14 protein-coding genes and 1 pseudogene are annotated in these 11,890 nt (G+C 58.3%); 12 read left to right on the top strand and 3 right to left on the bottom strand.

What is annotated here, in order from left to right; translation table 11 throughout:
- From AC1RKI_RS22490 to AC1RKI_RS22455, 8 genes and pseudogenes are all read left to right on the top strand, one after another.
- Window positions 1–1,041 (top strand): annotated as a pseudogene (locus AC1RKI_RS22490) (hypothetical protein); the annotation flags it as partial.
- A 2-nt stretch (window positions 1,042–1,043) separates the two neighbouring features.
- On the top strand, window positions 1,044–1,703 hold the full coding sequence (locus AC1RKI_RS22485; RefSeq protein WP_492797197.1) for a hypothetical protein: 660 nt from the start codon (window positions 1,044–1,046) through the stop codon (window positions 1,701–1,703).
- Window positions 1,704–2,380: 677 nt separating this feature from the next.
- Window positions 2,381–2,743, top strand: a complete 363-nt coding sequence (locus AC1RKI_RS22480) for a hypothetical protein (protein WP_492797195.1) — start codon at window positions 2,381–2,383, stop codon at window positions 2,741–2,743.
- Between the two features lie 274 nt (window positions 2,744–3,017).
- Window positions 3,018–3,167 (top strand): PAAR domain-containing protein, encoded by a 150-nt coding sequence (locus tag AC1RKI_RS22475; protein ID WP_492797217.1) that lies wholly within the window; start codon window positions 3,018–3,020, stop codon window positions 3,165–3,167.
- Window positions 3,168–3,551: 384 nt separating this feature from the next.
- Window positions 3,552–3,821 (top strand): hypothetical protein, encoded by a 270-nt coding sequence (locus AC1RKI_RS22470; RefSeq protein ID WP_492797193.1) that lies wholly within the window; start codon window positions 3,552–3,554, stop codon window positions 3,819–3,821.
- A 49-nt stretch (window positions 3,822–3,870) separates the two neighbouring features.
- Window positions 3,871–4,371, top strand: a complete 501-nt coding sequence (locus AC1RKI_RS22465) for a hypothetical protein (RefSeq protein ID WP_492797191.1) — start codon at window positions 3,871–3,873, stop codon at window positions 4,369–4,371.
- A gap of 21 nt (window positions 4,372–4,392) precedes the next feature.
- Entirely contained in the window at window positions 4,393–4,809 is a 417-nt protein-coding gene (locus AC1RKI_RS22460; RefSeq protein WP_244788431.1) for a hypothetical protein, read from the top strand.
- 102 nt (window positions 4,810–4,911) lie between these two features.
- Window positions 4,912–5,250 (top strand): hypothetical protein, encoded by a 339-nt coding sequence (locus AC1RKI_RS22455; protein WP_492797189.1) that lies wholly within the window; start codon window positions 4,912–4,914, stop codon window positions 5,248–5,250.
- 131 nt (window positions 5,251–5,381) lie between these two features.
- Here the strand turns inward: AC1RKI_RS22455 and AC1RKI_RS22450 are convergent, their stop codons facing one another.
- On the bottom strand, window positions 5,382–6,284 hold the full coding sequence (locus tag AC1RKI_RS22450) for a metal-dependent hydrolase (protein WP_244788429.1): 903 nt from the start codon (window positions 6,282–6,284) through the stop codon (window positions 5,382–5,384).
- A 332-nt stretch (window positions 6,285–6,616) separates the two neighbouring features.
- Here AC1RKI_RS22450 and AC1RKI_RS22445 point away from each other — a divergent pair, with 332 nt between their 5' ends.
- Window positions 6,617–6,967 (top strand): hypothetical protein, encoded by a 351-nt coding sequence (locus AC1RKI_RS22445; protein WP_061953972.1) that lies wholly within the window; start codon window positions 6,617–6,619, stop codon window positions 6,965–6,967.
- A 190-nt stretch (window positions 6,968–7,157) separates the two neighbouring features.
- Here the strand turns inward: AC1RKI_RS22445 and AC1RKI_RS22440 are convergent, their stop codons facing one another.
- Complete coding sequence (locus AC1RKI_RS22440) at window positions 7,158–8,051, bottom strand: DMT family transporter (RefSeq protein WP_492797186.1); 894 nt, start codon at window positions 8,049–8,051, stop codon at window positions 7,158–7,160.
- 231 nt (window positions 8,052–8,282) lie between these two features.
- On the opposite strand from AC1RKI_RS22440, the gene AC1RKI_RS22435 reads away from it, so the two are divergent.
- The 3 genes from AC1RKI_RS22435 to AC1RKI_RS22425 all read left to right on the top strand — a co-directional run bounded on the left by AC1RKI_RS22435 (window position 8,283) and on the right by AC1RKI_RS22425 (window position 10,896).
- Complete coding sequence (locus AC1RKI_RS22435) at window positions 8,283–8,933, top strand: hypothetical protein (protein WP_222156462.1); 651 nt, start codon at window positions 8,283–8,285, stop codon at window positions 8,931–8,933.
- A 68-nt stretch (window positions 8,934–9,001) separates the two neighbouring features.
- Window positions 9,002–10,222 (top strand): hypothetical protein, encoded by a 1,221-nt coding sequence (locus AC1RKI_RS22430; RefSeq protein ID WP_061953968.1) that lies wholly within the window; start codon window positions 9,002–9,004, stop codon window positions 10,220–10,222.
- Window positions 10,223–10,260: 38 nt separating this feature from the next.
- The gene (locus AC1RKI_RS22425) at window positions 10,261–10,896 is read left to right on the top strand and encodes a Vgb family protein (protein WP_150979706.1); all 636 of its coding nucleotides are present in this window, start codon (window positions 10,261–10,263) and stop codon (window positions 10,894–10,896) included.
- Between the two features lie 77 nt (window positions 10,897–10,973).
- Here AC1RKI_RS22425 and AC1RKI_RS22420 read toward each other — a convergent pair whose 3' ends face one another.
- On the bottom strand, window positions 10,974–11,885 hold the full coding sequence (locus tag AC1RKI_RS22420; protein WP_492797184.1) for a bestrophin family protein: 912 nt from the start codon (window positions 11,883–11,885) through the stop codon (window positions 10,974–10,976).
- Between the last annotated feature and the right edge of the window lie 5 nt (window positions 11,886–11,890).

The following is an 11,890-nucleotide window of genomic DNA, read 5'->3' as shown; positions in this document are numbered from 1 at the left end:
AACGAGGCCCGCTACGCGCGACTGAATCAGCCGGACGGATTCTTTGGCAAGCGCAAGGACATCGATCCGGATGGGTACGCTGACTTTATCAAGTTCGTGGAAAGGCTTCAGTTCCTGGATCAAGTGCCGTCGCTGGGCGGTGGCAAGAAGTTTTGGTTCTTCCATCCGCTGGCTTTTATTCGGCATTTTAGGAGGTGTGGGTGGTACAGCTTGCGCGAACTAACCCAAACACTCCCCCGTCATTCATCGCCGCACGCTGGCGGAAATATCACGTGGCAAGAATCATACCGTCGTTGGAAAGAAGGTACGCAACGTAACGGCTCAATGCCCGCCAATATGCACGTTGCGTTGAATTACATGTGGAGAAAATATGGATTCTCAGCATTCCAGCGACAAGCACATTTTCTTGCGCAGATTTTCAAGGAAACGGGCGGATTAATGGCTACCGTGGAGGCTGGCGATACAAGTTACTTTCGAACGATGTATGAAGTCTTGACGGCACAGGAAGCGGGAGAGGATTTCGATCATAAGCATAGATGGCTTCAGGCAAATGGCTTCTTGCGCGGGAGAGACCGTCCGACATACGTCGCGCAGCGGCCAGGTGAAATTTCGCGAAAAGCTCTGCAACTTGGCAACACCCAGCCGGGTGATGGCCCCCGTTTTTGTGGGCGGGGACTACTCCACCTCACTGGTCGCAAGGGCTATGCAGATTATGGATTGTTTTCTGGGAAAAATTTCACCACTGATCCAAATCCCCAGTTAATTTCAACGAATTCCAGAATTTCCGCAGACTCTGCAGGCTATTTTTGGGTTAGCAAAATAATGCAATCTTCAAACACCGGGGCGTTGCGCAGCGGAATGAATATAAATCGTCGTGCAGATGTTGGCGCGGAAAGCATAAACGTGGCGGCAATAACCACACCCGTTAACGGAGGAGGAACCGGCCTACCCGAAAGAAGAGAATTTTTTGAATATGTTTTTTATATTCTCGGAGACACAACAAAATTCCCTTTTGGACTGACGCGACAGGTGGAGCCTTGAAAATGAAAGGCCAATTTCTCGGAGCCCACTTGGTGGCGGCGATTTTTTTCCAAACCCTCGCACTTACACATTCCGCAGAGACGATGGCAGCAGAAGTCAGCGCCACACGCTCTGATGACTGCGGCATTAAAGCAAAACTACCAACTGAGTTGAGTGATGATGGTCGCACCAAATTTCAACCCTGCATCGGCTCATACAAAAGTGATCAAGGGGCTGTCTTCTCCTTTGCACCTGTCAGCAATGACGCTCATGATGCGAACTGGATTGACAGAATTCCAGCGCTACATATAAGGAGCGTACCTATCCTCGTTGAACGAAAATCAAATTTCGGGAGAAATTTTTCGGCAACTCCTAAAGCACCAAGAGAATGTAATTTGGTAGCAAGCTCAAAGATTAAAAATCTATCTGGAAGAAACTGGTATGGATGGCTTGCAGAGGATAATTACAGGCCAAAAAATAAAAGGAAACTAAGCGAAGATTATTGTCGCACCTATTTCTCAGATCGAATATGCCTAAGGATGCTGATAGGAAATTCAAAGGAGAGCGCGGTCATGTCGCAATACTGTCTCCCGAAGGAGGATGGCTTTTTTGATTTGGATGAAGGGATAAACTATAAGATGTTTTTGGAGATTATTAATTCTTTTGAATTCATCGAAAATTAATGCATCAGGGCGACCGGTGAATGTGGGTTCGTCGCCCCACGTAACTAAGGATGGTATTCAAAAAACCATCCGCAGCGCCGAGTTGACCGTGTGAGAGAGACCAAGTGAATTTGATCAGCAATTCCCCCCGAATTCCGCGTGCGATTCGGTGCGTGCAAGGGCGCTATCACCCGCCTTTCGGGCCGTCGCCCAGAATCCCGTCGTCGCTGAGCGGTGGCAAGAAGTTTTGGTTTTTTGATCCGCTGGACCTGTAAGTAGTTTTCTCCGCAAACTTTAGTACTTGCCAAGTCTGCATCACTCATGACACTCCCCCGCGCAACCTAGCTGACAGCGGTTCACTGTATTCCTGTCGAATAATGCGATTTACAAAACGTGTAATCCTGAGCCTTACACTTTTAACTACAGCAGGCCTTTGCGCAGCCGCAAGCAAGCAAACGGGGCGTGCCAGTGGATCGGTGCATCGACTCGATTCGATTGTCGAGAAGCAGTGTGGCGTAACTTTCAGTGTGCCAAAGGGAGTCAACGTCTTTCTTGTAAAGAACTCATCAACTACCCCATCTGTGCGCTGTACATTGGCGTTGCTCAGGACAGATCGGCCCCATGTTCCAGCTACCCGAGGGGTTACAGAAGGGTACTACGAAGAGGCAGACCTGGTACTCGTCGTGAAGGCGGCACCTATGACTGACAGATTAGCCGAGTTTAATTTCGCGCTTGCTGATGAACCCGGCCACCATGTCCGGTATGTTGGGCAACCACTCACAGAAGCCGCAAAACGAATAGGTTATATGCACGAGAAAGTAACCAGGCTTAGCGTTGCGAGCAAAGACGACACGTCGCTATTGGCTGCTGAATCCATGGTAACTCAAAGAAACTCAGATGGTTCGCGGGCGCGTTCTCGTCGGTTGGATATTATTTGGGGCACCAATGACATCTCTGTAGGGGCGACAGTGTGGTGTATTGCATCAAAGCCGCGGGACTGCCAATTCCAGAAGCAGATTCGAATCCTGTTTGGCACTATTTCAACACAGCGCTCGCAATGAGAGCGCCGCTCTGGCACGAGAGTGAAGGTTTTCAGGTGCTAGTGGCATATCGCATTGATAGAAGCTACTTAGCATCACCTTTCTAAAATTTTCGAACTCGTTCTGAGAATTTTTATGAGAAATTTGGTTATCCGGTTGTTCTTTCCCGACTTCGACGCTGAAAATGACATCCCCAATTCGCGTAGGCGATGACCTCGAAAAGGGCGGACAGTCACAGGCGGCTCCTTAACCATGAACTTCTTGGGCCGCGCGCTCGCGCGCAGGGGAGCCAGCACTGTGCGCCGAGCACGGGCCGACAACAATCGCCCAAGGCGAGGAACGATTCACCGATCAGGGTGGGCAGCCGGTAGCGATGCACCAACATGGCTGCGAATGCGGCTGCCGCCGCCTGATTTCTTCGCTACAGAATGTCCGCATTGGCTAGCGCATGCCGACTGATTTGACGTCGGCCGGCTTGGGCCGCTCTCGTAGGCCGCGCTGGGTGCCGCGCGAGGCCTTGCGGCGCAATGGCTTGCCTGAACTCGAATGCGTCACCGGTGGATCCTAATTTGCTCAATCTTGGAGGTCTGATTCGGCATATGCTGCGCACAATCGAAGCGGAACGAAGAAGAGTCCAGCCGAAATATCAGTCCCTCACCGGGTGACGCTTCCTGAGAATTGTATCGACTGTAGCGGGTTTTTTTGATCGTGGTCGTATGGGGCTGACCTCTGCGGCAGTTACAAAGCGAGTAAGCCCCTATGACGTAATAAGCCGACCTCAACGCTGGGAGGAAACGCGGCTTGCCTATCAAACGCTCGGAGACAATAAATGAGGAAATTTTTATGCACGGTCGCGATAATTTTTGTTTCGAAAAATTCAATAGCTGACACTCGCATCATTTCTTGCCTTGGTTTTTATTCGGCAGAAAAGAAGGCGGCCACATCTGTGGTTGTTAGTCACGGATTGCGTCCGATAGGGGTTGCAAGAATTGATCACCAGTTGGATGGCGGGGCATTCAACCTTGATAATTCTATTTTGGTGACATATGGGCTGGCGTCGAAAACGGTGACCAGGTCACGGGATACAGCGACAGATTGAGTCACCACAATAGAGTGGCTCTAATTTTAGGATTGCCGGCGGCATAATAATGAGAAAAATTGTCGTGAAAATAATATTAATTATCCTTGGTGGTACGCATTTTCCGGTATCTGCGGAAGGGATTTGTACCGCTGGTGAAGCAGCGATATTTAACTGCGATCTTCGGGGAGGGGCTGCGTCACTGTGCGAATCAAATAGTGATGGGGCTTTAACTTATCGACACAAAACAAGAAATTCAATAGATCTCGAGATTTCTGACGGGGATGGTCGTAGCGAGCAGGTTTTTTATTTTAGTAGCACCCCTTATGCAGGAGGTGGAGAGGCGCACATTCGATTTGCAAAAGGAGGGTACACCTATTTTCTCTATGACAAAACCGTGAAGACTGAAGAGGGGCCAGATTCTTCAGCGGGGATTGTGGTGTATAAGGGAAATATAAATACTGCCACTTATGTTTGCACAAATGATGCGTCGATACGTCAATCTGTCTATCAAAGAAACAAGATGGAGAGATACAAAGATATACTAAAAAATAGTCGTGTTGATAGATAACTCTCTTAAAGCGGCGATCAAATGGTGAAAATTGTGGCCATTATAGGCGGATATTTATTAGTTTTTTCCGTTCTGACAAGTGCTGCGCCGCCGCGACAAGAATTATCCGGGGATTGGGTCTGGTTTATGGCGCCAAAGTCTAGAGCATTTTCAATAAAATTGAGGCAAAACGGTAGAGATGTGAGCGGGCAGTATTGTGCGATTGTGCAGAATGGAAATCGAATAGACTGCGATGATGAAGAGAATCCAAATATGTTTGGCGTAACGAATTCCTCTGGAACGGATGCAATTGTCGAGTTTTCATCTTTTTTTGGTGCTACAAAGGGAAAGTCGCAACTGAAAATAGTCAATGGCCAATTAATTTGGCACGTTGAAAGGGCACCATCTGGGGGCGCTTACTACGCACCCAAAGATGCAGTCCTCGTGCGTAGTAAGTAACGTTGGCATAGAAACTCATAGGTAGATAGCTGAGTGTGTTAAACCGAGACCGCCAGCACAACCAAAAGCTTTGAGACCGAAAGTGTCTGGGTCTGGGTCCGCATGCTGGAGCATGCGCGGGTGACGCCTGTGGATAGCGCGACCGTCCAGCTCACATTCCAGGCCGCGCCCGACACCTTTGTTTCAGGCCAAGGCAAAAACGACAGTGAGTCGGCAGACGCGGTAGATCGTCCGGAGCATCCAGAAAACCTGCTGCCGCGCGCAGCCCGGCTTGCCGCACCGGCTGACATGCGATATCCGATCCGCTACCAGATGCGCGCGGCCGTGGGACGCGGCCCGCTGGAAGCGCTGGAGCTGCGCAATCTGCGGATGCCGGAGCGGATCTTTGTGGGCAGGGAGTCGCTGGCTCTAGCCGGAACTATGGCGGCAACGCGCAAGTAATCACCGGGTTCAATGATCTTTGGCACGCGTCGCGCCACAGCTCGCGCACGATGAGCTGGGATCCGACGACGACATGACGCAGCCCGTCATCGTCAGGCCCGCCGCGCATAGCTGCCTTCGCCGCAATTCCCTCAAAAGTCCACTTTCTGGCCCGGCTGCGGCACGATCACGGCGGTGCCAGTCGACGTGCCAAGGGCTGCTTTCAACTCGTCGGGCGTGCCGCGCAGCATCGGTGAGGTGCCGTAGTGGATCGGGATCGCGTACCGGGGCTTGATGAAATCGCGCAAGGCGATGGCGGCGTCCTGCGGGCCCATGGTGAAATGGCCGCCGATCGGAATCAACACCAGATCGGGCTTGTAGCGGTCGGCCACCAGCAGCATGTCGCCATACAGGCCGGTGTCGCCCATGTGCCAGATCTTGAAGCCGTTTTCCATTTCGATGATGTAGCCCACGGGCTCGCCGCCATAGTGAGTCTCATCTTTCCCCGTGGCGGGATTTTTCCACACCAGTTCGGACGAATGTTCGGCGTGCACGGCGGTGATTTTCGGACCGTTGGCGCCGAATGGCTGGATCGTCCCGCTCTTGCCGAAGCGCTGCGACAGGTTGGCCGGCACCATGCCCAGGCTCACCAGTTGCTGGCCCATGCCGCCGCCGTTCCAGATCGGCGCGTTGTTCAGCTTGGCCAGATCTGGCGCATCACCAAGGTGATCGCCATGTGCGTGCGTCACCAGAATCAGGTCCACCTTGCCCAGCGCCGACAACTGCTTGAACCCGGCAGGCGTCTTGGGATTGGCGGTCAGCCAGGGGTCTACCACGATGACCTTGCCGCCTGGCGTGGTGATCCGTATGGCGGCCTGGCCAAGCCACAACACTTCGGTCTTGCCCGCGGCGACGGGTGCGGTGGATCCCGCCGGGGCCGCAGGCTCGGCCGGCACGGGCGCGTTGGCGACGTTGCTGGCGCATGCGGCAAGTGTGCAGACGGCGCCGGCCAGCAGGATCAGGCGGGGGCGAAGCGGGATGCGGCGGGTGATCATGGTGGTCCCTTGTTTGAAGTTGTCTTGACATTGCCAAACCGCGTCGCGCCTGGTCGGAGATCGCGGTGGCTGCACCGCCTCGGGAAGACTCACGTTCGCGCCTAAGCGTTGCGAGGGGCAGTATTTGCAAGCTGTCAGACGCTGTCAACTGGCGCTGGCGCGCGGCCTCCGGATTGCACTTGTAACGCTTGATTTAAGAAAACGGCCATGCAGGCCGATTTTATCGACTTGCATTTACATCTGCTCACGATGGCGTAACCCACTGTAATCGTTCGTCGACCATCATAGTTTCCGTAAAGCAGGGCCAGTGCTGGCCCGACAAGGAGCCTGAAATGCGCAAGTCGATTCGTTACACCGGTATTGCTGTCATCAGTGCCGCCATGCTGGCGGCCGGGACCGCCTCGGCCCACGACCGCTACCACCGTGGCGGCGGAGGCGGGTCTGCGGGCGCCGCGATTGCGATTGCCGCCGTGGCCGGCCTGGCGCTCGGTGCGATAGTGGCCAGCAGCCAGCCAGTGGTAGCGGCACCGGCGCCGGTCTATGCGCCGCCGCAGCCGGTCAGCTATGCCGCCCCGCAGGTGCCGCCGGGCTACTGCTATAGCAACTACCAGGGCGCCTACGTGCCGTGCGGCCGCGGCGCGCCAGTGCAGTACGCCCAGCCGCAGCCGTACTACGGCTATTGAGCGCGACGTACGACGGAGCGAGATGGACGGCGCCTGACGCCCACCCGACGTTGACCGGCCGCCGGCCTACGAAAGAGGGCGGCGCCGCCGTTGAATCGGTCTCGGCGGAACGTGAGGGATGCTTGAACGGACTTCCGGCAGCCACGCGGCGAGAACCGCCGCGCGCGTCGTCTCGCAACTCACAGTCGCTTCAGTCGATGGCACCCGGTCGTCGGCGCATCACCAGATACAGGCCTGCGGCGGCGATGGCCATGCCCGGCCAGGCCATCTGCGGTATCGCTTCGCCAAGCACCGCGAATGCGATCACCGCCGTGACAGGCGGCACCAGAAAGAACAGCGCGGATACGCGCGACGCCTCGCCACGCCGAATCATCGCCAGCAGCAGCGTGATGGCCACCAGCGAATTGCCGATCACCAGATACGCCAGCGATCCAAACAGGCCGGCCGTCCATTGCACGTGCATCGGCTCCAGCAGAAAGGCCAGCGGCGCGGTCACCATCAGGCCGACAGCGTATTGCACGGTGTTGGCCAGCACCGGGTGCACCGACACGCCAAAACGTTTCTCCCACAACGTGCCCGTAGTCATGGCCAGCAACGCTAGCACCGCAAACACCAGCGCCAGCGGTGAACTGAGATCGATCGACGATTTCGCCATGATCACCATCGTCGCCCCCGCAACGCCGAGCGCCAGGCCGGCCCAGCGGGTGGCGTCGACGCGCTCGCCCGCCAGCGCCGGCGCAAGTAGTCCGATCAGGATGGGCTGCTGCGACGTCACCAGCGCCACCGCGCCGGCGGACATTCCGAACTTCAGGCTGAGATAGGTGAAAGCGAAATAGCCGGCCTGAATCAGCAAGCCGACCATCGCCAGATGCAGCCATGGCGCGATGCCGGGCGGCAACGCGGGCCGTATCCAGAGGCACGGGCCGATCAGCAGCGCCACCACACATGCGTAGCGCAACGCCAGGAAGGTCAGCGGATCGGCGTACTGAAGACCGAGTTTCAGGAATACGAAGCCGCTCGACCATAGCAACAGAAACATCGCGGGCGCGATACGCAGCCAGAGCGGCGTGGTCGAAGCATGCATGGTGCGTTCTGGCATCAACGATGGGCGGGCGCAGTCGGGAACAACCGAACGATAGCACCGGCGTCCCCAACACCGCCGTCGGGCGGAATTTTTGATCGTTCGACGGGGGAAAAATTGATTCAGTCTTACTCTGATCAGTGCGGAATACAGCGCAACCAAGGACAATTCAGCGCCTGTTTGGATGAATGAACGGGCGGCAAATTTCCGCGCGTTTGTGAAAGGCTGATTACCGTGAACAGAATAGTATTTGCGAATCTGGATTCCTATTGCATTTCGATCCCATCGGAAATGCCGGGAAAACGATGGCTGATCATCAGTGCATATCGCTGCCGGGATTTTCGGGCGGTGCACATCGATGGCCGCATGATGGATCCTGGCAAGCTGGTGGCGGAGCTGCAGCGGCATTGCCCGGATTTCAGGACCACCGTCAATCAGATCGTGATCGCGGCGGGGAATTCGGCCACCACCACCGGTATGGCCAGCATATCGAGCCTGCTGTCGGCGCGTCTTTCGCCCATACTGGTGCGCGGGTTTGAAACGGATGTGACGACAGAATCCCCGAAAGACATGATTGCGATTGCCGCGTTGCCGGGGGATGGCAATGGCAACGAGCTGCAGAATTTCCGTATGTGCGTGGGGCGCTCAGGGGCGGCGGTATCCGTACTGCATCTCAACGGATTCGGCGTGGCGGTCCAGGTTCACGAGGGCGGTCCGGGCGCCGATATCGATCTGTCGCTCGATGAACAAGAGCGGCGCGCGCTCTGGTATCACGCGGCCCGTACTACCTCCGACGATGCGATGCTGAGGTACTTCTCCCGCCTTGGACTGAACAGGCGTCGCCATGGATTTTCCCGGTTCCTGCCGTTGCGTACGCGTCGCTAGAGCGCGCGAACCCTATGCTAGATTAGGCGCCGGCATCGATCAGCGGAGCGACATGTGGCGGGATTCCAATGGATTCATTGATCACGGCGGCGGCGCGTGCGCTGGCGGCGGGCGACCCGCTTGGCGCGCTGAATCGCATTGCGCTGCGCGACGATGCGCCCGCGCTGGCCTTGCGCGGCATCGCCATGGCTCAGTTGGGCGACTTCGCCCTGGCGCGCGGATTGCTGCGCGCCGCCGGTCGGGCGTTCGGTCCCAAGGAAGCACTGGCCCGGGCGCGCTGCGTCGTGGCCGAAGCGGAGATCGCGCTGGCTTCGCGCGATCTGAACTGGCCGCAGAAATCGCTGGACGCCGCACGACGCGTGCTGGAAAACCACGCCGATGTCGTTAACGCCGCGCATGCGCGCTATCTGGCCGCACGCCACCATTTGCTGGTGGGCCAGCTTGACGCCGCCGAACATGTCATTGCAGATCTCGATCCGTCGCCGTTGCCGCCGCCGTTGCGCGCATCGCACGAACTGGTGGTGGCGGGCATCGCCATCCGTCGGCTGCGCTCGGCCGCCGCGCTCGCGGCGCTGCAGCGCGCGGAACAGGCCGCCCGGCACGCCGGCATCGCCGCCTTGTCCACCGAAGTCGAACACGCGATGCAGCGCTTGCGCTTGCCGGTGGCACGCCTGATATCGCGCGGCAGTGTGCGGCCGATGTTGCTGAGCGATGTGGAAGCGCTGCTGGCGTCTCCGGCGTTGATTGTCGATGCGTGCCGCATGGCGGTCCGCATGGGCGCGGAAATCGTGCCGTTGACGCGGCGTCCCGTGCTGTTCGGCATCGCCCGCGCGCTGGCCGAGGCATGGCCCGGCGATATGGCCCGTGACGACCTGATTGCGCGAGTGTTTCGCATTCGGCGTGCCGACGAAACACATCGCGCACGGCTGCGCGTCGAGATCGGCCGCCTGCGGGCCGCGCTGCGGCAGATCGCCAGCGTGCAGGCTACCGCGCGCGGCTTTGGCCTGGTGGTACACAGCACGGGCGACGCCGTGGTGCTCGCGCATCCCGTCGATGCGGCGCATGCTGCCGTGCTGGCTTGTCTTGCGGATGGACAATCGTGGTCGAGTTCGGCGCTGGCTCTGGCGCTAGGCGCCAGCCAGCGCACGGTGCAGCGCTCGCTCGATGCGCTGGCCGGTACAGGCCATGTGCAATCGATCGGAAATGGCCGCGTGCGCCGCTGGATGACGCCGCCGCCAACCGGATTCGCGACGCCGTTGTTACTCCCCGTGCTGCCGCCCGGCGCGTAGGATGGTTTCATCATCAACGTGTTCGAGAGGAAACCATCATGAAGCGATCCACCGCAGATATCGTTCGGGAATACGGCCCATTCGAGGGCGTCACCCATGTGCATGGGCTGACCTACGACGGGCGGCAGGTGTGGTTTGCCGTTGGCGACAAACTGCTGGCGCTCGATCCGGCCAGCGGCAAGACGCAGGGCGAGATCGCGGTGCCGGCGCATGCGGGTACCGCGTTCGACGGCCGTTACCTGTTTCAGATTTCCGAGAGCCACATCCAGAAAATCGATCCGCAAACCGGTCGCGTGGTGGGGACGATTCCGGCCCCGGGACATGGCAATGACTCCGGGATGGCGTGGGCCGAAGGGTCGCTCTGGGTTGGGGAATATCGCGCACGCAAGATCCACCAGATCGACCCCGAAACGGGCCACGTGCTGCGCACGCTCAATTCCGACCGGTTTGTGACCGGGGTGACGTGGGTCGATGGGCAACTGTGGCATGGCACGTGGGAAGGCGATCAGAGCGAGCTGAGGCGCATCGATCCGCAATCGGGCAAGCTGCTGGAATCGATCGAGATGCCGCCGGGCGTGGGCGTATCGGGGCTGGAAGCCGATGGTGCCGAGCGCTTCTATTGCGGCGGGGGCGACAGCGGCAAGGTGCGCGCGGTCAGGCGTCCGAAGGCGTAGGCGGTGCGCGGGGGCCGCGGGGCATGCGCCGGCCCTGACGGAGCGAAAGGGATTCTAACCACGCGCCCCCCCGCCGCTCAGATCTGGATGTAATCGCGCGGCACGGGCGCGGCGCTGCGCGGCGGCTCGCCAATCATCTCCAGTACCGTCGATTCGATCATGTACGTCATCGCCGTGAGCGCCAGATCGTTGGCTTCCTCGCCGAACGGCTCCTCGATTTCCGCGCTGAGCGCTTCGAGCGCAAAAAACGTGTAGGCGATAAAGCAGACGATCACCGGCGTCATCAGGCCAATGGTGTCCAGCAGGCCAAACGGCAGCAGCGCGCAGTACAGATAGATGCAGCGATGGATGATGACCGAATACGTGAACGGAATCGGCGTGCCGGCAATGCGTTCGCATCCGCCCAGCGCGGTGCTGAGCTGATTGAGCGAGGTTTCCATCGAATGCGCGAGCGGCGCGGCCAGTTGGCCGGCGCGCAAACGGTCGCCAACCCATTCGCCCGCCAGCAGCAGCGCAATGGCCGGCCGATACCGCACCGTTTTCAGGCGCGCGGCGTCCTCCTCATCCATGAACGGCGCAAGGTCGGCCCAGGCGTCGGTGCCGCGCAGTTGATGGCGCAGCGCGTGGATGAAAATGCAGAGCCGGTAGGCCAGATGCCGCGCGTGGCTCTTGTCCGCCACCAGCGTCAGCGCCTGGCGCGTGAGCGAGCGCGATTCGTTCAGCACGCTGCCCCATAACGTGCGCGCCTCCCAGTAGCGCGCGTAGCTGGTGCTGTTGCGAAAGCCCAGGAAGATCGCCAGCGTCAGGCCGATCAGCGAAAACGGTACGAAGTTCAGCGACACCTTCCAGTCGCCGATGCGCCCGTGCGCGGCCGTGATGACCGCCGCGAACAGCGTGATGGCCACCAGTTGCGGGGCAATCCTGGGCAGGACCGACCCACGCAGCACGAACAGCATGCGGAACCAGTGAAGCGGCGGGCGAATAATCATCGGAA

The organism is Cupriavidus sp. GW822-FHT06G04 (assembly GCF_058799075.1).
Note: the sequence above shows the minus strand (reverse complement) of the source record. Positions and strands in the feature narration are given on the sequence as shown.

Excerpts from the sequence above, each read along its gene's own strand:
- AC1RKI_RS22455 (WP_492797189.1), top strand. The coding sequence starts at position 4,912 with ATGCTGGAGCATGCGCGGGTGACGCCTGTGGATAGCGCGACCGTCCAG.
- AC1RKI_RS22440 (WP_492797186.1), bottom strand. The coding sequence starts at position 8,051 with ATGCATGCTTCGACCACGCCGCTCTGGCTGCGTATCGCGCCCGCGATG.
- AC1RKI_RS22425 (WP_150979706.1), top strand. The coding sequence starts at position 10,261 with ATGAAGCGATCCACCGCAGATATCGTTCGGGAATACGGCCCATTCGAG.
- AC1RKI_RS22445 (WP_061953972.1), top strand. The coding sequence starts at position 6,617 with ATGCGCAAGTCGATTCGTTACACCGGTATTGCTGTCATCAGTGCCGCC.
- AC1RKI_RS22460 (WP_244788431.1), top strand. The coding sequence starts at position 4,393 with ATGGTGAAAATTGTGGCCATTATAGGCGGATATTTATTAGTTTTTTCC.
- AC1RKI_RS22485 (WP_492797197.1), top strand. The coding sequence starts at position 1,044 with ATGAAAGGCCAATTTCTCGGAGCCCACTTGGTGGCGGCGATTTTTTTC.
- AC1RKI_RS22420 (WP_492797184.1), bottom strand. The coding sequence starts at position 11,885 with ATGATTATTCGCCCGCCGCTTCACTGGTTCCGCATGCTGTTCGTGCTG.
- AC1RKI_RS22465 (WP_492797191.1), top strand. The coding sequence starts at position 3,871 with ATGAGAAAAATTGTCGTGAAAATAATATTAATTATCCTTGGTGGTACG.
- AC1RKI_RS22470 (WP_492797193.1), top strand. The coding sequence starts at position 3,552 with ATGAGGAAATTTTTATGCACGGTCGCGATAATTTTTGTTTCGAAAAAT.
- AC1RKI_RS22450 (WP_244788429.1), bottom strand. The coding sequence starts at position 6,284 with ATGATCACCCGCCGCATCCCGCTTCGCCCCCGCCTGATCCTGCTGGCC.
- AC1RKI_RS22430 (WP_061953968.1), top strand. The coding sequence starts at position 9,002 with ATGGATTCATTGATCACGGCGGCGGCGCGTGCGCTGGCGGCGGGCGAC.
- AC1RKI_RS22480 (WP_492797195.1), top strand. The coding sequence starts at position 2,381 with ATGACTGACAGATTAGCCGAGTTTAATTTCGCGCTTGCTGATGAACCC.